This window comes from Peribacillus frigoritolerans (assembly GCF_030676415.1).
Lineage (GTDB): Bacteria > Bacillota > Bacilli > Bacillales > DSM-1321 > Peribacillus > Peribacillus frigoritolerans_A.
Genome location: NZ_JAUUTW010000009.1, coordinates 85603 through 111801, shown reverse-complemented (window position 1 = coordinate 111801; position 26199 = coordinate 85603). Strand labels below are relative to the sequence as shown.

The following is a 26199-nucleotide window of genomic DNA, read 5'->3' as shown; positions in this document are numbered from 1 at the left end:
GGTTATCGTTAGAGATGTCCAAAGTAGTCAATATTATATGAACTCCTTTTTTCTTCACTAAAATGAAATCCTTTTTTTTTAGAATAATCACTTTTTGTTGTTGTTGCTCATTAATCCATTTTCAGGTAGATAATTCGGTTACTGCCCGACTTCCCATTTATTTGTTAACTTATTCCAATCAATGAGTTTTTCCATAACGATCGATATAATGACACCCATAATTAGACCATTTGTAATGAAAGGCTGCAAGAGGACAGGAATACTGCCGAATAATGCTGGCGGGATATTCATAATGCTAACTCCAGCTAGGACTGGTCCCGCTAAACGGAGTATCGTTTCAGAGTTGAATAACGTTCCTTTTAGGCTGTTTAATGCGGTCCCAAACAATTGAAGGTATGCGACAAATAAAACAGCGTTACCTATTGTTAGTGGTATTGTTCCTAAGAATCTCCCTAATGGGGGAATAATTCCAAGGAGAGTAAACAAGAATCCGCTTATAATGAATGGCTCTCGTTTAAATAACTTGGTACTTTGTAAAAACCCTATCGTAGATGTAAATGGTGTAAAAGGGACCAAGCCAAAAATCGAAGTGATAAACGCAAAAATACCTGTTACAAAAATAGATCTCCTGTATTGACTATGTTCCACCTTTTCCTTGTAAACATCTGCAACAGCTTGAATAGAAGCGAAAGAATTCGTTAAATTCAGAAGGACCGCAAAAAAGGAGACAAAAATAATACCAATATTCAAGTTTGGAGTTCCAAGGGGAAAGAAAGTGAATGCCATACCTGAAGAGCTAGCCGTCGGAAGATCTGAAGGGAAAATAATTCGATATAATGACCATCCTACGATAATTCCAATTAGGATTGAGAAATTGCCTAGTATTTTCCCTCCTTTAACCCTTAATAAGCCAACGAAGATGACAATCAAGATTGAAAACAAACTGACAGGGAGATCAATTGTTCCACTTTCGGTTATTTTAAACATACCTTTGAAGAAAATAAAGATGAGCTGAAAGGTTAGCAAAAATATATAAACACTTATCACCATCGGCTTAATTACTTTCTGTATGATATAAATCAGGTTAAATGCCGCAAGCAGTACGGTTACAGCTCCAGCCAGCAAAATACCTGTTGCAATTCCTCCTCCTACGGTTGCAAAATCCAATCCGAGTGCAGATGCAGAGATGCCCATATTTATCATCAGACCCCACATTAGCCCCGAATGGCTGTCCAATAATGGATAACGATGCCCAATCCAGGCCTGTAGAATACAGGATATTCCTGTAAAGATAAAGGAGCATCTTATCGTCATTTCAATTGTTTCTGTAGGAAGCTGGAATGCTGCTCCTACAGAAATTGGTACGACAACCGTATTGGCAAAAATAAAAAAAAGCCACTGTAAAGAGGACAATAATGTTACAGTAACTCCTTGCTGTGTCATCTTAATCATCACCATTTCCGATATCTGGATTTTTCACAAAATCTGTTTGCGAGTTTTTAAGGAAGCCAGTTCTTAAAAGTATTGATTACCCCTGGAATCCATAGTTTCTTCGTAAAAATTACAAATCATCTCTTTTTATAGATAAAAATATAAGCGAAGCGCTGTCTTCATTACAATCGCTTCGCCTTAATCACTTTTTTTGTTTTTTGAAAGAAGAAACTTAAATTATTTTGTAATTGTTTAATAATTTTTACCTTTTTCTAATATCTCGTTATATCCATAGGCAATGCCCCTGCAGCAAAGCCTACAAACATGAATCGACTGTTTCCTGTATTACGCATTCCATGAATTTGATTAGGCTTGGCCAATACTACCATTCCTTTTCTGATCGTAATCTCATTCTCTAAATCAGGAAAGTATGTTCCTTCCCCCTCAATGCAAACCCAAATATCATCAACATTCGAATGGGAATGTAAAAATACTTCCTGCTCAGGTTCAAGACACCAAACTGCCCCAACAGTTTTATCCGTTTCATAGAAATAATTTTTTTGTGGTGCATTAGAATCGAATTTTGCTATTTTATCGATTTCAAAAACTCTTTCCTCTATTATCGACTTTTTGTTCAAAATTACATTCTGGTCCATATCTCAGCACCTCTTTAATATTTAATGGTTTTGAATTACACTTACCAGATCTCCCTATAATCCAGATTCTGCCCGCATTAAATCTCTAAAAGTAGGCATCTACGCATTCCTTCTAAGTGATGTGACCTTTTACAAGGATGCATCACGATTACAATCTTTAGAGTAAACATAGGTTAAATTTTCTCTACCTACCGCATAGGCTGCTTGATGTACATATGGACCCATAAAAATGTAATCTCCTTTCTTTACAGGAACCCACTGATTATCCAGATTATACATCCCTTCTCCCGAGAGTAAGTAGGCGCCATGTTCTTGCACATGTGTTTCGATGAACGGATGAGATGCAGCAGGATCAAAGGATAGAATATGAAAATTCATATCAAAATCTATATCAGCAGGCAAAAGATCTTTAAGATGGACATTATGCATATCATCATAAATCCTAAATTCAATATTGTTCGCATGGTTTGAATAAACCCATGGTCTCCGTCCTTCAAGTGGACGATACTTTTGCTTATATAGGAATAGTTTAGAATCTCCATCCAATTGGTTTTCTAAATACATCTTTGTTCCTGGCGGACAGTACAAATAACCGCTTTCATCGAGGACAAACTCTTGTTCACCTGCAGCAGCTTTTATTTTCCCTTCAATAACATAGACAAATGTCTCTACATCTTCTTGTCCACCAAACCCCTCGCTGTTCCTTCCTTCCTTTTGCATTGTCACAATGTAATCGACAAAGCTTGCTCCAAGCTTTGGAGAACCCAATATGGAAATGATACAATTCTCAAATCCCGGAACAACATTATTAACCAATCCTTCAGGTGCAATTAAAGCATATTTACCGTGCTCAATTATTGATCTGCTTGCTAATAAATCTTTAGGATAACCCATCTTTTAAACTCTCCTTTTAATCGTATTTTGTGAGCTAATTCATATGACACCAATCAACGTTTTAATCGTGAGCCAATATAAGCAGGCGCCCTTTGAAAATATGTAACTCATGGTGTGCCCTGTTCCCGATATAGATCAACTTATAATTGAAGCTTCTTTTCATATATTATTAGCTTGTTTCAGAAACAATTAAGTCCCTTATATAAAAATTAAACGCTTTCATTTAATTAGTCTTTATGCCTAATCGATAAAAACGCTTTATATTTTTGTCTATTATAGATAAAACAGTTTATCTTCTTATTTCTTCATCCATGACTTTCTCTTTTAGGTAATCAGGTCCTAGTTCCTTACAGGCTTAAGCGACTCATCCATAATAAGCTAATAAAATGAATTGAGATTTTCTCAGTCCTATAGCTTAACAATCCTAGATTTTAATTTTTTCCACAGTGGTAATGCTTCCATTTTCAAAAACAATAGCCCCATTGACGATCGTTGTCGTTACTTGCCCTTTGAATGTCCTGCCAACATAAGGCGACTGCTGATGGCGGTAGAACAAATTTTCCTTTTTCAGCTCGAAGCTTCTGTTCAGATCAACTATCGCCAGATCAGCGTCACTATCAACGGCTATTATCCCTTTATGGGGATAAAGGCCAAATAACTTAGCTGGATTCGTTGATGTTAATTCAACAATTTTCCCCAGAGGAAGATTACGGTTGAAATGCCCCTCTGTCAACAATATATTGAGCGTAGATTGGGCACCGGAAATCCCACCCCAGGCACTGAAAAAGTCTTCATTTATTACCTCTTTCATAGATGGAGGTGCTGGTGAATGGTCGGATGCTATAACGTCAATTTCACCGTTTGCTACAGCTTCCCATAATTGTTCTACTTCTTCATCATCACGCAGTGGAGGGCAGCATTTTGCCAATCCGCCTTTTTCCTCTAAGTCTTTTAATGTCAAAGATAAATAATGAGGGCATGTTTCTACCGTAATATCCAGGCCTCTTTGCTTTGCCTGATTAATGACATCCACTACTTTCCGGCTGCTCGCATGAACAATATGCAGCTTACACCCTGTAGCTTCTGCATATGAAATTATTCTTCTTACCGCTTCAATTTCGGAAATTATCGGTCTTGATTCGACGAAGTCTTTTGCAGTCGTCTTATTTAGTCTTTGTTTTTCTTGTGCAAGCTGATCACAAATGACTGTACTTTCAGCATGAACGGCTAAAAGTGAGCCTACAGAGGCAATTTCTCTCATCCCTTTAAAAATCGTAATATCATCGACATGATTGAAATCGACAATTCCGCTCGGTGACATAAAAGCTTTAAATCCAATTACTCCATTTTCATCAAGTTCCTTAATATTCTCAATATTTTCTGGTATAAGTCCACCCCAAAAGCGGCAATTGACTACCGACTTTTCTTCGGAGCAAGCTCTCTTTAATGCCAAATATTCTTTATTGATTGTTGGCGGTGTACTGTTCAATGGCATATCAAAATAGGTTGTCACCCCACCTGCCGCTAAACTTCTGCTACCAGTTTGAACACCTTCCCACTCAGTTCTGCCTGGCTCGTTGAAATGAACATGAGAATCAATTAATCCTGGGAGGATGTGCTGCCCCTCAGCATTAATTTCTCTTGTTGCTATAGCATCAATATTTTTTCCGATAGTCACTTCTTTTATTTTCCCTTCCTTAATTGCAATATCTCCTTGAACAATCGAATCAAACATTACAAGATTTCCATTTCTAATGAGTAAATCATATGTAGCCATAGGTTCATTCCTTTCTATGGGAAATCAAATTTCATAAAAACTACAAGGCCAATCCTCTTTTACAGTTGCATAATGAAGAAACGAACATCTTGCTTTGGGCTGTTGGAACGTAAATATTCGGAATGAAATACAACTATTACATTCTGAACATCGTTTTGAGATTTAGTAGATTCCACTTTCTATCAAGCAATTTTGGAAAGAATCGCATCCACCTTTATGAAGACAGGAAGCGAGATGCGCAGCCTTGGCTGTTATCTTGTTTTGTACGGCATTTCCTCCGCGGTCTTCATCGTTTACTCCTGCTTCATTAATGTTTTTTAAATATTCGGACTCTTTTACTGACTATTTCACGTTTCCATCAATTAAGCCCCTTTAACCACATCCTCTCGTTTCTGTTGCACTTTTTAAACATAAACAATATAGATGAACGAATGCGAGCATCGTACCTGAGAAAAATGATAGAGCAAATAATAGCTTGAGAGCAGGCAAAAACTGGCGAATTGTATGCGCTCAAAATATAAATATAGTTTCTAAATATAATAAAAACTTGGGATTTATGGAATGTTAAAAAAAATCTTGAAAACAGTTTCATTAACCTTCAATCCTCTATACAATTGATTATAAGCGGATTCATTCACAAAATCATTATGCGATGTAAACAATTTCCATTTAAATTTTTGTCCAAATTTAACAAGATTCGTTTGCTTCCCTTTCTAGTAATAAAAACTGACAAAATGTAGAATTAGAGGGTGTATGATGAAAAAGGTAGAAGATTTATTTATCGTTGATGTGTTTCAAGAAGCCAAAATTATTGCTGGACATGCCGGACTTAAAAGGAAAGTAGAATCAATTGAGATTTCAGAAACACCAGATGCCATCAATTTTTTAGCTAAGAACTCCCTATTATTGACAACAGGATACGCTTTTAAAAACGACCCTCATGCATTATGCAATCTCATTTCCCAAATTAATGAACTTCCATGTGCAGGGATTGCCATTAAACTTAAAAGATTCATTGATAAGATACCGCAGGATGTAATCGAATTGGCTGACTCATTAGAATTTCCAATTATTCAAATTCCAGAGACATTAACATTAGGTGCGGTTGCTCATCAATTATTAAGCTTTATATGGGATAACCAAATTGAAGAGTTATTTTATGCGATGCATATTCACAAGGAATTTACCAATATGATGATAAAAGGCTACAGTCTGAATTCTTTAATTGAAAATCTTGGCTCCCTATTAAAATGTCCTGTTCTCCTACTTGATCCTATTGGTGATGTGACATCCTTTTCCCATCATTTTCGTACAGGAAATATGAAAATCGTCATGAAAAATGTTCAAGAACAAATTAAACGTGATATAGAAACATACCTAGAGAAAAACCAGCTTACTATCGACATCCAAAATACGGACATTTCTATAAAAATGTTTCGGGTGAAAACAATGCGTCCCTATCCCTATTTTCTATTAATTCTTCACCCTGAGAAGCTTTCATACCCATCTTCACAATTAGCTATAGAACAAGCATCAACAGTCATTTCATTCACGCTGCTTAAAAACGAGGCTATTAGAGAAAACAGTCGTTTGCTAGAAAATAACTTTTTTGCTTCCCTTGTTGATGGAAAGATTTCTAACAAACAAGAAATTATTCATAGGGGAAAACAGCATGGCTTAATCGACAATATGAAATACGTATGCATTGTATGTAAGATTGATGATGATAAACAAAACGCTTTACAAAAAAGTTCAGACATAATGAATAGATTATACGACTATTTATATAAATTTTTACATAAATCATTTTTAAAAATAGATACTAACAACATCGTTTTTATGAAAGATGGATATTTTGTTATTTTGATGCAAGCTCCTCTGAATATTAATGATTCGATTAAAAGCATAATAGAAGAAAGGCTGAAGGAATTCCAGAATGAGGCTTATTCAAATCTAAAAATTTCGTTGTCGTTTGGAGTTGGTAACTTTTCTAATGACCTTACCTATATCCACCTTACATACGAAGAGGCAGTGGAAGCATGGACAAATGGGGCTGAACTGTTTCAAAATAAATTTATCAACTTTTACGAAACCAAGCAATTAATAGAACTGATTCGGTTAATTCCCGAAAAAGATTTAAAAAAATTTTATGAAAATACTTTACGTTCTCTATCGTACCCGAAAAATAAAGATGAAAAAGACTTAGTTAATACCTTATTGGTATATTTGGATAATAATTGTGAACTTGCTATTACATCCAGGAAACTGTTTGTTCACCGTAATACCGTTAAATACCGAATTGCCAAATGTGAGGACATGTTGAATTATTCCGTTCATGATGCAAAAAACTCACTTCATTTACGTATAGCTTTACTCATGAGTTCAATTTTCAGGGGTAACAGTGATTAATGAGTTATTGTAATTACTACTAAAGCAGATATTGACTGAAGGTAAACTGCCCACTCAGACAGAGATCAATATGATGAGTAACTCTCGACTTTTTTTCTGGAAGTGACGCTACAGAATCCTTGGATTATGAAGGAATCCAGGAATTTCAGTGGCTTTTTTATGAACATGATAAAGATTCCATACAGAACTCCTTTTGTAACCATTGGATCTGAGTCGATACGCATGACTGTTTCATCGCATGAAGGATCTCTGTCTTAAATATATTTCTTATCGAATGAGCTTTTCGAAGGATTCAATCTTATAGGAAAATGCTTCTGATAACAGTTGACTGATTTGTTCAAGAGGTACTAATTGAAATGTATTCATTTTGAAAAAACTCGTGATCCGATACAGTCGGATCACGAGTTTTTTGTAAGTTCTCTTTTAGTTTATAGTCTTATATTCTCTACAAAATCTTATAAGTCCCTCAATATTGTTTTGTGGCTATCTTAATTACTGTAGAGTAAAGAACTCTAGCTCCTGTACCCATATCTTCTACAGTAACGAATTCATCAGGATGATGACTAAGACCATCTTTACAACGAACGAAAATCATTGCAACTTTCGTTACATCCGCCATAGCCATTGCATCGTGACCAGCACCGCTTACAAGACTGATAGCACTACCATCCAGTTCGCTAATGGACTCCTCGATTACTTTAATCAATTGTTCATCACAGTATACAGGATCGGCTTCCATGACCTGTTCAAAATGAATTTGGAGTCCTCTAGCTTTTGCTACTCTTTCACTTTCAGTTAATATAGCATCAATGGCTTTTTTCTTACGATCCACATTTAAATCACGGATATCCAGCGTCCCTGTTACAAGGCCAGGTATTACATTACTAGCACCAGGGCTTACAGTAAGTTTACCGATAGTCGCCACTAACGGTTCATTTTGGATAGCGATGTTCTCAATGTAGGAAATGAGATCACTAGCTCCTAAAAGCGCATCTTGTCTAAGGGCAACAGGAACTGTCCCTGCATGTCCAGGTTTCCCGATAATTTCAAAATAAAATCTTGTAGCACCAGCAATCCCACGAACTATGCCAACAGGTTCATTCTCCTTCTCAAGCACAGGCCCCTGTTCGATATGGAGTTCCAAATAAGCGAGAAGTTCTTCTGGAGTACGACTAGCGTTTTTATAAGCATATGGGTCAGCAATACCAATTCCTTTTAACGCTTCAGCAATTGTTATTCCTTGTTCATCTGCTCTTTCTAAATCTTCAGCAGTAAAAGTTCCTGCAATTGCTTTACTACCAAGGAAAGTTGAGTGAAACCTTACTCCTTCCTCATCACAAAAACCTACCACTTCGATTGGATTGTATAATATAATGCCATTATCCTTAAGAGTTTGAACAACTTCGATTCCAGTTATTACACCTAGAATACCATCATATTTACCTGCTTCAATCACGCTATCTAAATGTGAACCAATCATTAAAACTGGAGCTGTAGGATCTTTCCCTTCATAACGTCCGATTATATTATTAAGAGCATCTTTTCTTACCGTCATCCCAGCTGCTTTCATCCACTCTTCAACTAGACTTTCTGCTTTTAAACTTTCCACTGTGAAAGGTAGTCTAGTGACACCAACAGATGTGGATGAACAAGCAGCAAGTTCTTCGGTTCTAGTGTTGATTCTTATAGCATCAACATCCTTCTGAAGTTTAACCAATCGATCACTTCCCTGCCAATTTAATCTCTAAGAAAAATTTTTGTTATTTAAATCCAGTTACTTAATGCAAAGTCATATTAACACATTTAGTCGTTGCTCAATAGGAATTCTGCATGATAAGCTAATTAAAAGTTAGATTAAACGGCGACAAGCAAAAGCACTTGTCACCGTTTAATACATATCGTACATATATATAAGCTAACTAACTAAACGCCCTTTTTTTGAATGTAATAATGACCATGCATCAACGAGAGTACGTTTTGACTGTGCAATTACAATATCTGATGATTCTGTACCGACAGGTTTTACTTCAAAAGCGACCATATTCTTTATGCCTTCACCGATGTAACCAATTTCTAATAGAGATCGTAAATACTCTGCTAATTCAGAAACATCAACTTCACTTCCTGGATATCCGAAACGCGGATGCTGATCGCCGTAAGCAGGATCAGAAGTATCTTTAATATAGCAATTTCCGATATGGGCATGGTTAATATAATCACGAGCAACCGTTAATGCATCATGAGACGTTTCACGTTGCATTGGTAAATGACTTAAATCAAGCATTAAACCGAAAGTGGGATCTACTTTACGAACTTCTTTTGCAACTTCAACAGCAAGTTTATTCGAACCGATTAGACATTTCTTATCAGTCTCATCATCAAATGTTTCAAGTGAGAGTACTAAATCACCTTTAGATTTTGCATAATCGCATAATTCTTTGATAGAATTCGTTAGTAATTGTAAGGCAACATCTTGTTGAGTATCTGGTTTAGCCCCACTTAAGAAACCAAGTTTAGCAGCATTTACTTCGTAAGCTTGGTCAATTCCGCCTTTTACTAAATCGATAGCCCTTCTACGCTCAGCTTCATCAAAAGAATTAAGGTTTCCTTTGTTTCTTAATAGAATCGGTTGTGCACCAAATCCTACATTCATTCCACCAGATTGTAAAATTTGAGTAGCCTCTTTACGTTCTTCAGGATTGTTAATGGATGTAATTTCAATTCCAGAGAAAAAATCATCTTGTACAATTTTCTTAATTGTTTCAACAGCTGGACCATCTCCACCCATTGTTTCCGGATAAGCCATAAAGTGAACAATTCCGACTTTCATAGAATTATGAAGATTTGCTGACATTGTGTCGCCGATTTTTCGGCTTCCCTCCTTTAATGAACCTATTATTTAAGTACAGTCAATACTACTTTTTATTACTAATATGTTTTTTGAAGCAATAGGTTATATCCCATTGCTTCAAAAAAATCACTCCCATCAAAAGTGATGATTATTTAGAATAATCAATTTTTTCAGAGTATTTGAATCCGTTAAGTGCACCGTTGTTAGAGAATTCGCATGCGTTCTTAGGATCTGGATCAACTATAACTTCGATTAAATATGGTTTACCTGAGTCAACTGCACGTTGTAGAGCTGGTTTGATATCATCATAATGTGTAACAAGCTCACCACGAACACCCATACCTTCAGCCGTTTTAACAAAGTCGATTCCTCGCTCTTCATTATCACATAATTCATTTTTGTAAATTAAGTCCGTAGAAATTTGGCGTTCATTATAGAACCAGTTTTGTTGTTGACGAATCAATCCCATTAATGAGTTATTCATACAGAAAATAATGACCGGAATATCATGTTTTGCAGCTGTAGCAATATCTTGTAATGACATCCCTAAGCTTCCATCACCAAGGATGTTTACACTTTGTCTTTCAGGAAATGCAAGTTTCGCTGCCATTGCTGCACCAAGGCCCCACCCCATTGTCCCCGCACCACCAGTTAATAAGTATGTTCTTGGTACATACGTTTCAAATAATTGAGAGGACCAGATTTGGCTGATACCGCAGTCATGTGATACGAAGGCATCGCGATCTAAGAATTCACGAAGTTCTCGCAATGCACGCTCTTGTCTGATTGGAAGTGTTGTGTAATCCGTTTTACGTGCCCATTTCTTACGCTCTTCAGTTAAGTTAACTCTAGTACCTACTTCGGCAGTTGCAGCTACATGAGCACCAAGTGCTTTATGGGCTTCTGCAAGTTTAACCATGAATGTTTTAACATCAGAAACGATACCTAAAATCGTTGGTACAACTTTACCAATTTCCTTATTATCAAGATTTACGTGGATAATTTTCTTACCGTTTTGTGTGAATACCGAAACATTACCAGTTGAACGATCAGCGAAACGTCCGGCAAGGTTGATTACTAAGTCAGCTTCAACAATTGTTTTGTTACCGAATGGAGTATCAAGCATCGTTCCCATACGTCCAGCGAATAAAGGGTGATCGTTAGGGAAAGTATCCATCCCCATGCCAGAAGTTACTACAGGGATTTGCAGTTCTTCAGCTAACGCTTTTAATTCAATGGTAGCGTTTGCAATGTTGACCCCTCCACCAGAAAGTAAGACCGGTCTTTTAGCATCTTTTAATAATTCTAATGTTTTCTCTATATCAGCGTCAGAAGCTTGTGGTAAGTTATCGACTGGAGTAGAACCGATAAGCACATCTAAGTCGACTTCTATTTCAACTTTTTGTTGATCAACTGGTAAATCAAGAAGAACTGGACCTTTTCTGCCAGTAGTAGCTGTTACCCATGCTTCATGGATAAATTCAGCAGCTTTCGAACCGTCAGTTAAACGGTATGCAGCTTTCGTTACAGGCTTTGCCATTTCAACGATAGGCGCTTCTTGGAATTGCATGGTTCCAATTAAACTATTTTTTTGTTGACCGGTAATGGCTATCATTGGAATGGAATCCATCCATGCACCGTAAAGGCCAGTTAAGAAGTTAGTTCCACCAGGACCTGATGTGGCAGCACATACGCCTACTTCACCAGTTGCTCTTGAATAACCATCAGCCATGAAAGCACCCGTTTGCTCGTGACGAACAATATATGATTCAATTTTAGTTAATTCTTTTACTGCATCATAGAATGGTAAAATTGCAGCTCCCGGTACACCATAAACATGTTTCACTCCCCTTTTTTCTAAGTACAAGGCAATTAACTCAGCAGCTGTCATTTTTTGTTTAGCCATTTATATCTCTCCCTTTTGATCCTTTTTTATATTTTCAAAGATTTGAGCAATTGAATCTTTATCCCCAACGTTGCCTGGAAATACGATATAAGGTGTATCTTTGAACTTAGCTTCACTTCCGGTTAACCATACTGGAACACCGGCGATCGCTTGCCCTAAAATTTTTGCATATTTAATATCTAAGCCGTCAGTTGCCACATCACTCGAAGTTATACCACCTTTTGCAATGATGAATTTCGGCTTTACTTTTAGTGAGCGAATAACTTTAACTAAAGAACTTGAAACAGTTTGACTGATCTTTAAGTTTTCTTCCTTATCTTTCGCACTAATTAAATCTCTACTCGTATATACAAGCGTATCGCGATTAGAAGAAATATTTTGGTCTACTAATTGACATACTCGTGTTAGCTCTTCAATTCTTGTTTCTTTATTTAGAACTTTCACAACATTCATTTCGATTTGTTCAATCGGGTATTTATTCATTAGTTCCTTAATTTGTTCCGTAGTTTTATTCGTGTGAGAACCTACTATAATAAATCCACCATTGTTTTGGCTTTCATCATTTGAAACAATCTCATTAGCTGATAAATATGGACGATCCTGAATTCCCGCAATCGATTTTACAATAGATGCTGCAGTTCTAAACAAGAATTGCTTGCCAGAATCAATTGCTTTAAGGACAGCTAATGATACGATGTCCAAATCATAATAAGATTTAGCATTTACTATAATAGGAGTATTATTGTTAGCAGATAGTAAAATCTCATAAACTCTATCAATGCCGCCATTATGAATATCTTCCAGTGAAATGATTAATGCTGACTCTGAAGCTACGCTTCCATTTGTCTTCTCTTCAATCCATTTCGGCAAATTAGCAGTATTGAAACCGAAAACGGAATCATTCGCAAATTCTGTTTCATTTACTGGGACAAGCTGACCATCCATACCTAAATAATGAATATTATCTATGGTGTAACGATGTGCTTCAAAAAAAGCCGGTATGATTAAATGACCTGAAATTTGTACATCAGCAGTTTTTAATAATTCATCTTGGAGCACATCAATTTCAAGTGGATAATGCCCTCTTAATGTTGAGTCACTTCTACTGATAATTGAATAATTAATGCCCATTTCCTTAGTAACGTCAACAATGTTTTGGACAATCTCCCTATTGATGTTTTCCGTCTTTTCTGCATTATAACTTCTTGTGTTTGTTAAAATATAAAGTACACTTCTCTCATCAGATAATCCTTTTTTAATCCAGTCTTTTCCCCAGTCCGTGATGACAAAAATATCATGTACCGTTTGGACACCGGTTGGATCATCATCTAAAACGATAAACTTATGTTTTGTTTGATTTAAATGAGCTTTGATTTCAGCACGAAGGCTGTCATCCGATTTAGAGAAGAGGTCTAAAGTATCCTTTAAACTTAGATATTGGGTTGCGTTTGACAAAAACCCTCCCCCTTTCATTATCTAAAAATGTGATTAGCTAGTTACTCTATGCCCTAATAATTCATTTGCAGTAGAAACAATACGGTGTGCTCTTAATTCAAAGAAATCAAGTAATTCATCCATTTTTCCAGAAACTCCAAAACGATCATTTGTACCGATTCGTCTTAATTTAGCTGGTTGGCTTTCTGATAATACTTCAGCAACAGCACTACCTAATCCACCTATAATTGAATGCTCTTCAACTGTGATAACATGTTTTGTTTTCGCAGCAGATGCAATAATGGCTTCTTTATCAATAGGTTTAATTGTATGAATGTGTAAAAGTTCAGCGCTTACACCTTGCTTTTCCAATTCACCTACTGCTTTTAGTGATTCATCAAGCATTATCCCAGTACTGATGATTGTAATATCAGATCCTTCACGGTATTTAATTGCTTTACCTATTTTGAATGGTTCTTCTTTTTTTGTAACGATCGGTACTGGTAATTTGCCAACACGCAGGTAAATTGGTCCGTCATGGTAATAAGCAGCTTCTACTGCTTTTTCCATTTCAACCGCATCTGCTGGAACAATTACAGTCATACGTGGAAGTGAGCGCATTAATGAAATATCTTCAAGCGGTAAATGTGTTGCACCTTCTTGAGCAGCTGATGTACCAGCGTTATGACCGACAATTTTCACATTGTTATTTGAATAACATACAGAAATTCTCATTTGATCAAATGCACGCCCAGTAAGGAAGTTTGCATAAGCATTCGCAAATGGCACTTTACCTGCTACTGCCATACCAGCTGCAGTACCTACTAGATCACATTCAGAAATACCGATGTTGAAAAAGCGTTCTGGAAATCTATTTTTATATAGATTTGTCATATTTGATTTTGCGCAGTCCGCGTCAAGTACCACTAAATTGTCATGTTTTTCTCCAAGTCTAATTAGTGCATCAGCAAAACCTTTACGTGGTGCTTCTTGATTTACCATCTTAAGCCAACTCCTTTAAAGCGATTTCTAATTGCTCATCATTCGGAGCCATTCCATGCCAATCATGTGTATCTTCCATAAATGAAACTCCCTTGCCTTTAACCGTATGAGCTAGAATTGCAGTAGGTCTGCCTTTAGTGCGTTTAGCTTCTTTATATGCTTCATTAACTGCATGAATATCATGACCATCAATTTCAACAACGTGCCAACCGAAAGCTCTAAATTTATCACCAAGATTTTTTACACCTTTTACATTTTCAACAAAATCATCAAGTTGAATTTTGTTCCAGTCGATAATCGCACAAACGTTATCAAGATTGTAATGTGCAGTTGTCATTGCCGCTTCCCATACTTGACCTTCTTGTAATTCTCCATCACCAATCATGCAATATGATCTTCTATTGCTACCATCTAGTTTTGCAATTAATCCAACACCATTAGCTACTGATAATCCTTGACCAAGTGATCCTGAAGATATGTCTACACCTGGAATATGCTCTCCACATGGATGTCCATGTAACCTACCGTCAACATCCCTGAATGTCATTAACTCTTCAACCGGGAAGAAACCTTTTTCAGCTAATACTGAATAAAATACAGGTGTACAATGACCCTTAGATAGGAAGAAACAATCTCGGTCTTGCCAATCTGGGTTGTTAGGATCAACATTCATGTGTTCAAAAAATAGGACGGACATTAGTTCAGTTGCTGATAAAGAACCACCGGGATGACCACTTCCAGCATGGTTCGTCATTTTAACTATGTGCCGGCGAATTGTTTTCGTTAGATTATTATAAAATTCGCCTTTCTCTTTAGAAAAATCCACTTTTTACTCCTCCTTTTAGTCGCGTAATAAGCAACGTAGTTTCATTAAATAATTAAAAAAATAAATATTCTGTTGCTTATTAACTAACCATGTTTCTTATTTTGATATTATCACCGTTTTTTGAATATTTCAAGTATTTTACCATTAAATTTTTTATAAAAATTTTTCGAAGGACAAAAGATCAAAGTGCCTATTTGAAGATAAACTTGAATTCTACAAAAAAAAGAATTGGTCTTATACATTCTTTCAGACTGTAGACAATTTGAATGTTGATTTCCTCTCCGGGCACTCGCTTTTCCCGCAGAAGTATCGCACCCTCCGTTCCAATCAACTTTGTTTTAACTTTTTAGAAACCCTTTTGTCTACAAAAAAAAGAATTGGTCTTATACCAATTCTTTCAGACTGTAAACAAACTCGATGAAAATCGAGTTTGTCTATTTTTTTGGCGTGTACAATTTGACGTTTATTTCCACTCCAGGCACTCGCTTTCCGCGGGCGGTCGGTGAGCCTCCTCGGCTTTCGCCTGCGGGGTCTCACCTAGACGCAATTTTCCCGCAGGAGTCTCGTACCTTCCGTTCCAATCAACTTTGTCTTACCTTTTAGATAGAACACTTTTGCCTAGAGTCATATTTGTTTTAAAATAGAAGGATTAAAACTTGAGGTGATGAGGATGCTTTCCAAACATGATTCTATTCAGCGAGATCAACTTGAAATGATTATTTAGATCAACTGGTGCCACCGAACAATTAGGTTCGTAAAATGGAGGCTGCCATTGATTTCACTTTCATTTATGACTTGGTGAAAGGTTTGTATTCAGAGGTAGGATGCCTTCAAGATGAAATAAATCAAGGATTGGAAAAACCATGGAAAGAAGCCTTTTCCACCTGATAAATGTGATAAGGAAGGAAAAATCCCGAATCCCTTTTGTCCACAAAAAAAGAATTGGTCTTATACCAATTCTTTTTTCACATTATTTAATTATCTGTGTAACCAAGCCTTTTGGAAATCTTTTTACCAATATCCATTATAATTGGTTTAATTTCAGTTAATCTTTCTTCAGTCATTCGTATGCTTGGTCCTGATATACTAACAGCAGCGGTAATTTTCTTCCGATTATCAAAAATTGGCGCTGCAATACAGGTGATTCCTTGTTCATTTTCTTCAATTTCCCTACCAATACCTTCGTTCCTTATTTTTCCCAATTCTTTAAAAAAAGATTCTTTATCTATAATCGTTTGTTCAGTATGTTTTGGTAAACCATGCTTGTCAATTATATCTACGATCTCATTTAATGGCAGATGGGCTAAGATTACCTTCCCAACTGCCGTACAATGCATTGGGGCCCGTCTTCCTACTTGTGAATGTGTTCTAAGGGTTTCACTTCCCTCAAGTTTTTCAATATAGATTACCTCTCCTTGATCATATACGGTCAAGTGGATCACTTCATTAATATGTGATTCTAACTCTTCCAGAAAAGGTTTAGCTTGAGTTCTCAAGTCAATAGATTCAAGTAGCATCGAACTTAATTCTAAATATTTATAGCCTAATCTATATTTTTTAGTTTCAGGATTTTGTTCGATGAATCCATGATCTACAAGAGTACTTAATAATCTGAATATAGAGCTTTTATTTAAATCTAGGTTGGAGGCCAGCTCAGTAACCCCAATCCCTTCTTTACGCTTGCTCACTAATGAAATAATTGTTAACGCCCTATCTACTGACTTAACCATTTATATTAACCTCCGATTAAATCCTATATTACTGATCCTGTTTCTTTATCTTACCACAAGAGCAATCCACAGACATAATACCATTGAAAAAATATAACAAAAAGAAGGTATGACGCCATTAAGAGCAACTTAAATGCCCTTTTAGGTCAACCTTCTTTACATAACTTTATGCTTGTACGAAACTACTTTTTGCCGAAATGAACTTCCCAATTGGATGACTTACAATCCCTTTTTCAAAATCAAATACTAGTTGTCCCCTTACAAACGTTTTCGTCACTCGGCAGTTAATCTTTCTTCCAACATAAGGGCTTTGTTGATGACGGTAATACAAATCTTCTGGCTGAATGGTGTATGATTTATTTGGATCAAGGAGAATGATATCAGCGTCATAGGAAACTTTAATGCTTCCTTTATTTCTTAAGTTAAATATTTCTGCAGGTTTTGTCGCAATCATCTTTGAAAAATCACTTACAGAAACCCCACGATTCTTAACTGCCTCGTCAAACATTAAATCAACATTATTTTGGCAGCCACTAATCCCTCCCCACACATCAAACATATTATTGGTGTTGCTCTGCTTCATTTCTGGAGGACATGGGGAATGGTCTGAGGCCAGGATATCAATTTTCCCTTCCTTAAGAGCTTCCCATAATTTATCTTGTTCTGTTTTAGTGCGAAGCGGTGGAGCGCATTTCGCAACAGGTCCTATCCTTTCAAAGGTTTCCATATCTAACGTGAAATAGTGAGGACACGATTCTATCGTAACCTCTTGTCCTAGTTTACGTGCTTTAAGGATTTCTTCAACAGCCTCTTCACTGCTAATATGAACAAAATGTAATTTACATCCAGTCTCTTTACCCAATAACAAAGCACGTTTTACAGCATCAACCTCAGTAAAAATGGGGCGGGACTCTACATAATCTCTTGCTGTTGTCTTCCCTTGTTTTTTCTTTTCAATTGCCAGTTTATCAGTAAGCTCTGCATTCTCAGCATGTATAGATAAAATATGCCCCAATTCTGATAGTTTTTTCATACCTTGAAATAGGGTAAAATCATCAACATTTTTAAAATCTCCAATTTCCTCACTACCACATGTTGCCATAAAACATTTGAAGGCCACAACACCTTCGTTAGAAAGGTCCTCTAAATCTTGGAGATTATCAGGCACTAATCCACCATACAAAGCATAATCAACATACGCCTTATTTTCAGCAGATTTTAATTTTAAATGCAGTGACCTCTTTGTAGTCGTTGCCGGCAAAGCGTTTAATGGCATATCGACAAATGATGTTGTCCCTCCTGCAGCTAGTGCTTGAGTTCCTGTTACAAACCCTTCCCACTCCGTTCTGCCTGGCTCGCAAATATGGACATGGGCATCTATCATCCCAGGCATGACATATTGATGAGAAGCATCTATAATTTCAGCAGATTCTCCGACTATTTCTTTTGAAATTTCTGCGATTTTACCATTGAGTATACCGATATCTAGTTGTTCTACTGTATTTTCAATTACTACATTTCCGTTCTTTATAACTAAATCAAACTTCATTCTCCCAACCCCTTTTTCGCAATTTTCTGTATATTGACATTGCTCAACTGCCTTGTTTATTTCACCCCCAGATTGCATCAATCCATTATAAATGGACAGAGAGAATAACCCCTGGAAATAGAAATACAGGTTTACTTTTCAAAAATAGTACCCTTTTTGAATTTTGAATCTTTAAATGCAAATTTCATCAAAAGCAAATAGGCAATACCTGCCACAACAACGCCGATAATCCAAGCAAGCTCCACTTTCACAAAGGCTGCACCGGCGCCGATAAGCAATGCAAGCACCGCTGCTGGATTATACCCGGCAAATGGACCGTCTTCCTTATACAGATCTGCAACATTTACCCTTTGCTTTCTTAATATATAATATTCGACTAATAATATAGAAACAATCGGTCCTAAAAATGCGGAATATATAAGAATGAAAATTCCAAGACCCTTTGCCGAAGAATCCTGCACAAGAACCCAAGGGAATGAGCAAAATGCAAGCAGTCCGGTTATGGTAACTGCAGGTTTATATTTCATTTTTGTAAGCAATGTAATAACATAGGTTGGCGGAATAATATTGGCAACCATGTTTACTGCAACCGCACCCAAAACAATAAATGCCGATACAAAGAGTGTAATATAAGAGTTATCCACCACGACTGCGAACGCTTTCACAGGATTGTTGATGCCGGTTGCGGAAGCAAGCATTCCACCGATTGCAAGTGTCAAGCCGTACGCTATTAAAATAGGAAGAAAGTACAAAAACCCGCGTTTTGTGTCGCTAATACCAGATTTTAGCTCTCTTGAATAGTCCGCTGCACTTAAAAAGATAGCTGCATAATTTCCCATAAACATCATGATCAATGCAAAGAAAGGTAAGCCCCATGATCCTTCTGCATGAACCCATTTTTCTGCAATAACATCTCTATAGGACGTTAGTAGAACGCCAAATACATAGAGAAGCGCCACTACAATAACAATAGACGCAAGCGTTTCCACCCATTTAATGGCATGGAATCCATACAGCGAGAGCCCAATTTGCACCAACTGTAGCACTACAAAGCAAATGGCAACATTATCAAAGGAGCCGCCCGTCATAATCTTCGCCATTTCATTTAAGGCAGTTCCGCCAATCCAACTTTGAAAACCGTACCAAACGATGGCGGGAATACCGCGCATCAGTGATGATATTACGGAACCTTTCAGCCCAAAGGACATTCTAAGCTGTACAACATATGGTATTCCCGTTCTGTATCCGAGCCTGTCATTTAAAGCAAAAACAGTTGAAATGATACCAATTGCCATGATAGCTGCGGCAAATGTCTGAAAGATGTTTAACGTAGCGATTCCCGCTACAATCATACTGGCTCCAAGCGTCATATTACCTAGATTAACACCGTCACCAACCCACATGAAAATATAGTCTAACGGACTTACCGTCCTACCTTCCTCGGTTTTCGGATTAAGTGATTCATCCACACCCGTATCATGTTGGATCTGCGTTTCTTGTGGAACGTAACTTTCTAAATTTGTAGACATGATACATCCAACCCCTTTTTTATTGTTTTGCCGCATTTTAATGCATTGGTTAACAAGTTAGGTCTTAGATGTTTGCCAAGGCTATGATATGATACAAACTTCCTTCTAAGTGGTCTTTTCTGTTCTTCATTCACAGGAATTAACATGCGAATTTGTTTTGTTAAAAGTACTATTTTCCATCGATCCTCCACCATCTTATTGTGTTTGACTCGAGAATCGTCGCACATTAAGCAACAGGGTTTCTTTAAAATCGCAAAAAAAACAACATGACAACTACTTTAAAATTCGAAAATGCTTTCGAAGGACTGTATCACCTCCTTAAAAACCCCCATTAGTAAGCGCTTTCAATAATCATATATCAATTTACAATTAAAGAAATATATCTGACAAGGAAGACGAGATCTGTAATTCCTCATTAAAATGAAGATTCGACTCAATTTCATTAAGATGAATGAGAGATAAGCGTTCTGCAAGATCAACATCCCTTTGCTTAATGGCATTAAAAATTTGCAAATGATCGTGAGAACCACATGTTTCCATTTTTCCCCTTCCATAGATTGCTATAATTACATAAGTTAGGGAAATTAAGTCTTCGAGATATTGATAAAAATACGAATTTCCTGCGATTTCAGCTATTTTCAAATGAAAATCCCCAGATATTTTTAAAGACTCATAAAAATCCAGACTACCATAAATATGTCGTTCTTCTTCAACTAGAGTCTCTAGTTCTTGTAATTGTTCCTCATTAGAGAGTCTGCATGCTCTTCGCACTGCTTCCCCTTCTAAGATTCTCCTCATTTCAAATACTTCTTTGGCTTCTTCAATTGTTGAACAAGAGACAAAGGTCCCTTTATGTTCTTTAATTTTCACTAATTTTTCATATTCCAATCTGCGCAGAACATTTCGAACAGGGGTACGGCTTACCCCAAACGATTCAGCAAGATCCTTTTCTATTAGTTGCATATTTGGCCGAAGCTTTTGCTGGATAATAGCTTGCTTGATTTTTTTATAGATATCTATTTCTAAACTATTCAACACTTTATACCTCTCCTCAAGAAGAATTCAAAATTGAATGCAGTATTGTATACAATACTGGGTAAAAAAATTTGAATTGGATGATTGTACTAAATTTTATATAACCTGATCATTTAAATTAAGTTGTTTAAAATACATCATTCTGTCTGTTTTAAAGATCATTGCCAAAATTCAAAAAGTCTAGCTACCCTTTTTGTCCCTTAATAGGCAACAACGTTCCAATAAATGAGTAAAATATAACATTTTATTCTATATTTAATAAATTCTTCACTTTTTTATACTATCACCACTACCTTAGTTTTCCAACGAAAAAATTATAAAATTCAGAATATTATCAAACCCTTTATTAACAAAAATTAAATACTATTATCATAGCAGGATGCAGTTTTTAACTTTAAGCCTATTAATAACAACTTTTTGCACCTCACCACCCCATTATTAAAACCATATAGGAGAAGAGGCTGACCTTTTGTAAGGCAGCCTTTCTATTATAAAATAAACTGAGAAAAAAAGATTTTAATGCCGTAAACATTTTACTTCTTAGGATTAATGAAAAACAATATGCGTTCTTTAAACATAGTGTATATTGCTTACTAATATCACTTTTTAACTTTTATAAAAGACTTAATTGCTTTTATAGCTGCTTCATAGTTCGGGTGTTCCGTAATTTCCGGAACGTATTCAACATACTGTACGACATCTTTTTCATCTACAACGAATACTGCACGGCATTCTAAACGATGTTCCTTTATATATGTGCCATAAGCTGTTCCAAATGACATCTTAAAATGATCTGAAAGGGTTTGGGCTTGTTCTATTCCTGCTGCTCCACACCATCTTTTTTGTGCAAATGGAAGATCTACACTAATTGTTAACACTTCTACATCATTTCCTAGATTGCTAGCTAATTGGTTAAACTTCCGTGTTTGTGCGTCACATACTCCTGTATCAAGAGAGGGAACACATGAAATAAGGCGGACTTTCCCTTTTGAATCTTCAAGTGTAACTTTTGAAAGATCGTTTGCTAATACTTCAAAATTTGGCGCATTATCACCAACACGAATTTCACTCCCAATTAACGTAACTGGATTACCAGCAAATGTTACTATACTTGATCTTTCTAAAGACATATTATTTTTCCTCCTATTAACTTAGCAATTCTTCTAAAAAAAGTTATCTTCAACGATAAGTGGTATAGCCATCTATTATGTGGTTAAAGGGTTTATCTATGTGTCTAAATAAGGGGTACATTTCAAAGTTAGTATCATATTACTTCTTAAACATAGTAAGAAGCGCTATCACTACTTATTAAAAAGTTTTCAATTTTTTCTTTTACTACGTTCTGAACTGCGTTTTGGACTAAAGTCACTGTTTCAGTCGGTAGTTCCGACCACTCTTTTTCTGTAACGTGATTTTCTCGATTAAGAGTTTTTATCATCATATGTTCTAAATCCGTTGCAATATTCACTTTACTAATTCCACCATTAGGAATTTGAATTGCATTCTTAATCAGCTCTGAAGGTGTGCCTGAACCGCCATGTAACACTAAAGGTACTGATGTTAATGCACGAATTTCCATTAAACGTTCAATATCAATTTTTGGATCTTTAACAAGATAAACCCCATGTGAAGTTCCGACAGAAACCGCTAATGCATCAATACATGTCTCTTCAACAAACTGTTTTGCTTCTGCAGGCTCTGTAAATAGCTCTTCATCAACGTCGGTTTCAATAAAGTCGGTTGTCCCTATCTTGCCTAATTCAGCTTCGACAGTTACGCCTCTTGAATGTGCATACTCAACAACCTTTTTTGTTATCTCAATATTTTTCCTAAATGGTTGCTCTGATGCATCAATCATAACAGATGTAAAACCAACTTCGATGGCTTCAGCAATTACATTGAAATCCTTCGTATGATCTAAATGTAACACAGCAGGGATCGTAATATTCTCCTCTTGGATCACACGATAAAACTCTTGGCTAAATTCCGCTAAATTAATTCCATATCGTTCCTGCTCCCTCTCAGAAGTTTGAACAATAACCGCAGATTTCTTTTCTTGGGCCGCTCTAAGTATAGGAGCTACCATCTTTGTAGCTCTAGGAGTAAACGAACCGACAGCAAATTGATTTTGCGTAGCTACTGCAAGTACCTTTGTTAATGAACTAACATTGTTTGGTTTTAAATTTACTTTCATTCATTCAAACTCCCTTAAAGATAATTTAACTTATTTCGTTCATTTACCCCCTTTCCGTTACCTTTCTCACCCCCTTATCAATAGATTTGAAGAATATTAAAACTGAAGATGTTTAATCAACGCTCACAGTTCCTTAATAAGCAACATTGTTTCTTTCTATTACCAAAAAATCTTGTATAAAAAGAATGATTAGTTATGTCGATATGTATAACGATCATTGTGCTGATTTTTGATGTTTTAAGGTAATAGGCAAGAAGGCGTCGTTTAATGTTTCAAATCCCGGTAGACTTTATTTCCTAAATAGATTCTTTAGTCCTTCATTATTGATTTTTGTTGCTTATTAAGAAACCGAGTTTCAACATAATTCCAATATTATCTTATTTATAATATTCTTACCTGAAATGAATTTTAACATGTGTATGAATCACTTTCAAGAAAATTCTGAATTTTGTATTCTTACCCACTGAATTTTATTACACTGCTTCCCTTTTACTAGTAATGTAATAGTAATTGATATTTTATTGTTTGGTTTTATAAGAAAATCATAGAACACCTAGAACAACGGTTTTGTATTGGGAAAGCTTGTAACACCTAGAAATACACATGACAGTCATATCTTAGAGCCACTTGTTGAACAAGTGTTAAGAACGTTGGAAAACCGGAAGCTCTTGCTGCAGCTTATAAAACACCAGCAATTACAAGCTACCTATTTAATAAAGGAATCATACCGGCTTTACCCTATACACGCCTCGAACAAAGGAAGGGTTCTTTCGCAAACATGACCATGAATACGATGAACATTTTGATTGTTACCTTTTCCTTCGGGCGAGCTATAAAGTACTCAACAACAAATAAAGAGGGCTATCGAGAGTATAAATCGCCAAAACACATCTGTGCAACATGCACATCTTTATCACAGTTTACAGAAAGCAAAGACCATCAAAAAGTGATACGGCATTTCTTGAACTTCTTTCACCGCACATAGTATGGCAAGATACAGAGAATATATATCCAGTAGACTTAATCCTTTTAAATGAAACTAAAATGGCTATCGCTACTTGTATCAAAGCAAAAGATTATTCGTCAGTCTAGTTATCCTATTAATTAAAAATAAGCTCTTAAAACACATGACAAAACCCCACCTGTTCCCATAGCAACTGGTGGGGTTTTTAACTGGCTTCTACATCTACATCAACCGGGAGGTCCATCTTGTGCAATCACGCCCTTTCATTTAAACGGCTAATTTACTGTATTCATCCAACTGATCTTTGGTTAAATTTTTGATGAAGTGGTCGAAGTTTATCGACTCGATTCCATACCTTTCACAAATCTTCAAATAACTTTCATAGGCTTTATCATGAATGTTCATCATCTTGACTCCTCCTTCTGTTATATAACAATAAATTCAACTTATTAATAATATATAACAACCACAATTTCCCGTCAATGTATTTTTCTGAAAATTCAGTAACAATTTCATTCTCTTAGTATTTCCCATATTGCCCTTCGCTAACCGTCATATAAAGAAAAAGCCGCCTTAGCGAAAGCTCCGATCAAAAGCTAATTCACCCGTTATTTCTCTAAAGCAAGATATAGAATGTCTGTTTACATTAACGACAAATGAATAGCGTAAAAAACCAACTCTCCATATAGGAAAATTGGTTTTTTTCTTTTCAACTATAGATTATCTCAAATTTTAAAACCCTCAAAAAACATTCCAGGTGATTTCAGAAATCCGCTCCCTTTCCGCCGACTGTCTGCCAAGCCGCATCAAAGCAAGCGTCTGTGGGGTCTCGGCTAGCCAGTTTTTCGGCAGGAGTCTTCTTCAATCTATTCAGGGTTTCATCCATATAAAAGGTGAAAAACTAGAAGGAAAATTAAGTTTACCTTTAGAATCATGGTTGTGAGAGCATTCCGAACCTCCTTTTGTCGACAAAAGGGTTTCTATCTAAATATTAGAACTAAGTTGATTGGAGCGAGTGCCTGGAGTGGAAAATAAATTCCGGCAAACTCAATAATTATCAAGTTTATCTACAGCCTGAGCAGGTAATCCCACCTGCTATTCCCTTTTAATGATTAACTAAACAGCGCTTTGTTTGTTCCCTTTTTTGAAGGGGATGGGGTTGGAAGTATTTCTTTTTGTAATATAGGGCCGTATGTATCGACACGACGGTCTCTAAAGAACTGCAGAACTTTTCTAGTCTCTTCTATTTCTTTTAAATCAATTTCTTGCACAATAATTCCTTCTTCATCATCAAGTGAAGCTAAAATATTCCCTAATGTATCGCTAATGAATGAACCACCGTAAAAATTCATATCCTTTTCCTGGCCCACTCGATTTGTCGCAGCAACGAATACACCATTAGAAATGCCATGAGCAGAAATTGCCTTTTCCCAGGATGATCTTGTTGATAGTTCAGGATGATCTGGCTCTGAACCAATAGCTGAAGGATAGAATAATATCTCTGCACCTTGTAAGCTCAAAATTCGGGCAACTTCTGGAAACCACTCGTCCCAACAAATACCAACTCCTATTTTTCCATAAGCCGTTTCATAGACAGGATACCCTGTATTCCCTGGAACGAAATAATATTTTTCATGATACTGGGGACCATCTGGAATATGATTTTTTCTTGTAATGCCTAAACATTTTCCATCAGCATCAAATACAGCTGCACTATTAAAATAAATACCAGCACCTGCTCTTTCGTAAAAAGGAACAATCAAGACAATTGCTAATTCCTTCGCTAATTCACCCATTTCGGCTAATGCACCGCTATCTACATCTTCAGCTAGATCGTAATTTTCCACATTAACCGTTTGCGGAAAATATTGCGAAGAAAATAATTCCTGTAAGCAAACGATTTGTGCACCTTTATTTACTGTTTCTTTTATTTTCCCTATCGTTTTTTGAATATTTTGTTCAATGAATTCTCCGCAATGAATTTGAATAAGACCAACTTTTACTTTTGACAT

Annotated in this window: 19 protein-coding genes and 2 pseudogenes; 3 read left to right on the top strand and 18 right to left on the bottom strand. The window is 36.3% G+C overall.

The window, feature by feature from the left end; all coding sequences use genetic code 11:
- Positions 1 to 138: 138 nt before the first annotated feature.
- The 4 genes from Q8G36_RS11255 to Q8G36_RS11240 form a co-directional block, all read right to left on the bottom strand.
- The gene (locus tag Q8G36_RS11255) at positions 139 to 1443 is read right to left on the bottom strand and encodes a uracil/xanthine transporter (RefSeq protein WP_305160247.1); all 1305 of its coding nucleotides are present in this window, start codon (positions 1441 to 1443) and stop codon (positions 139 to 141) included.
- Positions 1444 to 1703: 260 nt separating this feature from the next.
- The gene (locus Q8G36_RS11250; RefSeq protein ID WP_207117649.1) at positions 1704 to 2087 is read right to left on the bottom strand and encodes a cupin domain-containing protein; all 384 of its coding nucleotides are present in this window, start codon (positions 2085 to 2087) and stop codon (positions 1704 to 1706) included.
- Between the two features lie 129 nt (positions 2088 to 2216).
- The gene (gene allE, locus Q8G36_RS11245; protein ID WP_305160246.1) at positions 2217 to 2981 is read right to left on the bottom strand and encodes a (S)-ureidoglycine aminohydrolase; all 765 of its coding nucleotides are present in this window, start codon (positions 2979 to 2981) and stop codon (positions 2217 to 2219) included.
- Positions 2982 to 3405: 424 nt separating this feature from the next.
- The gene (locus tag Q8G36_RS11240) at positions 3406 to 4758 is read right to left on the bottom strand and encodes an allantoinase (protein ID WP_305160245.1); all 1353 of its coding nucleotides are present in this window, start codon (positions 4756 to 4758) and stop codon (positions 3406 to 3408) included.
- 756 nt (positions 4759 to 5514) lie between these two features.
- Here Q8G36_RS11240 and Q8G36_RS11235 point away from each other — a divergent pair.
- Positions 5515 to 7167 carry a PucR family transcriptional regulator gene (locus Q8G36_RS11235; RefSeq protein WP_305160244.1) on the top strand — a complete coding sequence of 551 codons (1653 nt, stop codon included), beginning with the start codon at positions 5515 to 5517 and terminating at the stop codon, positions 7165 to 7167.
- 466 nt (positions 7168 to 7633) lie between these two features.
- Here Q8G36_RS11235 and Q8G36_RS11230 read toward each other — a convergent pair whose 3' ends face one another.
- From Q8G36_RS11230 to Q8G36_RS11205, 6 genes are all read right to left on the bottom strand, one after another.
- Positions 7634 to 8884 (bottom strand): allantoate amidohydrolase, encoded by a 1251-nt coding sequence (locus Q8G36_RS11230; protein WP_305160243.1) that lies wholly within the window; start codon positions 8882 to 8884, stop codon positions 7634 to 7636.
- A gap of 198 nt (positions 8885 to 9082) precedes the next feature.
- Positions 9083 to 10021: a sugar phosphate isomerase/epimerase family protein gene (locus Q8G36_RS11225; protein WP_305160241.1), complete on the bottom strand. Its 939-nt coding sequence runs from the start codon at positions 10019 to 10021 to the stop codon at positions 9083 to 9085.
- Positions 10022 to 10166: 145 nt separating this feature from the next.
- Positions 10167 to 11924 (bottom strand): thiamine pyrophosphate-binding protein, encoded by a 1758-nt coding sequence (locus Q8G36_RS11220; RefSeq protein ID WP_053533983.1) that lies wholly within the window; start codon positions 11922 to 11924, stop codon positions 10167 to 10169.
- Complete coding sequence (locus Q8G36_RS11215; protein WP_305160240.1) at positions 11925 to 13379, bottom strand: four-carbon acid sugar kinase family protein; 1455 nt, start codon at positions 13377 to 13379, stop codon at positions 11925 to 11927.
- Positions 13380 to 13412: 33 nt separating this feature from the next.
- Positions 13413 to 14360, bottom strand: coding sequence for a transketolase family protein (locus Q8G36_RS11210; RefSeq protein ID WP_305160239.1), 948 nt, complete (start codon positions 14358 to 14360; stop codon positions 13413 to 13415).
- Position 14361: 1 nt separating this feature from the next.
- The gene (locus tag Q8G36_RS11205; RefSeq protein ID WP_305160238.1) at positions 14362 to 15186 is read right to left on the bottom strand and encodes a transketolase; all 825 of its coding nucleotides are present in this window, start codon (positions 15184 to 15186) and stop codon (positions 14362 to 14364) included.
- A gap of 670 nt (positions 15187 to 15856) precedes the next feature.
- Here Q8G36_RS11205 and Q8G36_RS29270 point away from each other — a divergent pair.
- A pseudogene (locus Q8G36_RS29270) lies at positions 15857 to 16011 on the top strand (IS5/IS1182 family transposase); the annotation flags it as partial.
- 149 nt (positions 16012 to 16160) lie between these two features.
- Here Q8G36_RS29270 and Q8G36_RS11200 read toward each other — a convergent pair.
- From Q8G36_RS11200 to Q8G36_RS11175, 6 genes are all read right to left on the bottom strand, one after another.
- Complete coding sequence (locus tag Q8G36_RS11200; protein ID WP_095391007.1) at positions 16161 to 16916, bottom strand: IclR family transcriptional regulator; 756 nt, start codon at positions 16914 to 16916, stop codon at positions 16161 to 16163.
- Positions 16917 to 17082: 166 nt separating this feature from the next.
- Positions 17083 to 18465 carry an allantoinase AllB gene (allB, locus tag Q8G36_RS11195; RefSeq protein WP_305160237.1) on the bottom strand — a complete coding sequence of 461 codons (1383 nt, stop codon included), beginning with the start codon at positions 18463 to 18465 and terminating at the stop codon, positions 17083 to 17085.
- Positions 18466 to 18596: 131 nt separating this feature from the next.
- A complete protein-coding gene (locus tag Q8G36_RS11190) occupies positions 18597 to 19994 on the bottom strand; it encodes an NCS1 family transporter (RefSeq protein WP_305160236.1) in 1398 nt (465 codons plus the stop codon).
- A gap of 369 nt (positions 19995 to 20363) precedes the next feature.
- A complete protein-coding gene (locus Q8G36_RS11185) occupies positions 20364 to 21032 on the bottom strand; it encodes a GntR family transcriptional regulator (RefSeq protein ID WP_305160235.1) in 669 nt (222 codons plus the stop codon).
- A gap of 596 nt (positions 21033 to 21628) precedes the next feature.
- A complete protein-coding gene (gene tpx / locus Q8G36_RS11180) occupies positions 21629 to 22159 on the bottom strand; it encodes a thiol peroxidase (protein WP_305160234.1) in 531 nt (176 codons plus the stop codon).
- Between the two features lie 146 nt (positions 22160 to 22305).
- Complete coding sequence (locus Q8G36_RS11175) at positions 22306 to 23223, bottom strand: class II fructose-bisphosphate aldolase (RefSeq protein ID WP_305160233.1); 918 nt, start codon at positions 23221 to 23223, stop codon at positions 22306 to 22308.
- A gap of 563 nt (positions 23224 to 23786) precedes the next feature.
- Between Q8G36_RS11175 and Q8G36_RS11170 the strand changes: the two are divergent.
- Positions 23787 to 24187: pseudogene (locus Q8G36_RS11170) on the top strand (IS5/IS1182 family transposase); the annotation flags it as partial.
- Between the two features lie 267 nt (positions 24188 to 24454).
- Here the strand turns inward: Q8G36_RS11170 and Q8G36_RS11165 are convergent.
- Positions 24455 to 24595, bottom strand: a complete 141-nt coding sequence (locus Q8G36_RS11165; protein WP_305160232.1) for a hypothetical protein — start codon at positions 24593 to 24595, stop codon at positions 24455 to 24457.
- A 704-nt stretch (positions 24596 to 25299) separates the two neighbouring features.
- Entirely contained in the window at positions 25300 to 26199 is a 900-nt protein-coding gene (locus tag Q8G36_RS11160; protein ID WP_305160231.1) for a carbon-nitrogen hydrolase, read from the bottom strand.

Coding starts and splice junctions, on each gene's coding strand:
- Q8G36_RS11255 (WP_305160247.1), bottom strand. CDS start 1,443: ATGACACAGCAAGGAGTTACTGTAACATTATTGTCCTCTTTACAGTGG.
- Q8G36_RS11250 (WP_207117649.1), bottom strand. CDS start 2,087: ATGGACCAGAATGTAATTTTGAACAAAAAGTCGATAATAGAGGAAAGA.
- allE (WP_305160246.1), bottom strand. CDS start 2,981: ATGGGTTATCCTAAAGATTTATTAGCAAGCAGATCAATAATTGAGCAC.
- Q8G36_RS11240 (WP_305160245.1), bottom strand. CDS start 4,758: ATGGCTACATATGATTTACTCATTAGAAATGGAAATCTTGTAATGTTT.
- Q8G36_RS11235 (WP_305160244.1), top strand. CDS start 5,515: ATGAAAAAGGTAGAAGATTTATTTATCGTTGATGTGTTTCAAGAAGCC.
- Q8G36_RS11225 (WP_305160241.1), bottom strand. CDS start 10,021: ATGTCAGCAAATCTTCATAATTCTATGAAAGTCGGAATTGTTCACTTT.
- Q8G36_RS11220 (WP_053533983.1), bottom strand. CDS start 11,924: ATGGCTAAACAAAAAATGACAGCTGCTGAGTTAATTGCCTTGTACTTA.
- Q8G36_RS11210 (WP_305160239.1), bottom strand. CDS start 14,360: ATGGTAAATCAAGAAGCACCACGTAAAGGTTTTGCTGATGCACTAATT.
- Q8G36_RS11200 (WP_095391007.1), bottom strand. CDS start 16,916: ATGGTTAAGTCAGTAGATAGGGCGTTAACAATTATTTCATTAGTGAGC.
- allB (WP_305160237.1), bottom strand. CDS start 18,465: ATGAAGTTTGATTTAGTTATAAAGAACGGAAATGTAGTAATTGAAAAT.
- Q8G36_RS11190 (WP_305160236.1), bottom strand. CDS start 19,994: ATGTCTACAAATTTAGAAAGTTACGTTCCACAAGAAACGCAGATCCAA.
- tpx (WP_305160234.1), bottom strand. CDS start 22,159: ATGTCTTTAGAAAGATCAAGTATAGTAACATTTGCTGGTAATCCAGTT.
- Q8G36_RS11175 (WP_305160233.1), bottom strand. CDS start 23,223: ATGAAAGTAAATTTAAAACCAAACAATGTTAGTTCATTAACAAAGGTA.
- Q8G36_RS11165 (WP_305160232.1), bottom strand. CDS start 24,595: ATGATGAACATTCATGATAAAGCCTATGAAAGTTATTTGAAGATTTGT.
- Q8G36_RS11160 (WP_305160231.1), bottom strand. CDS start 26,199: ATGTCAAAAGTAAAAGTTGGTCTTATTCAAATTCATTGCGGAGAATTC.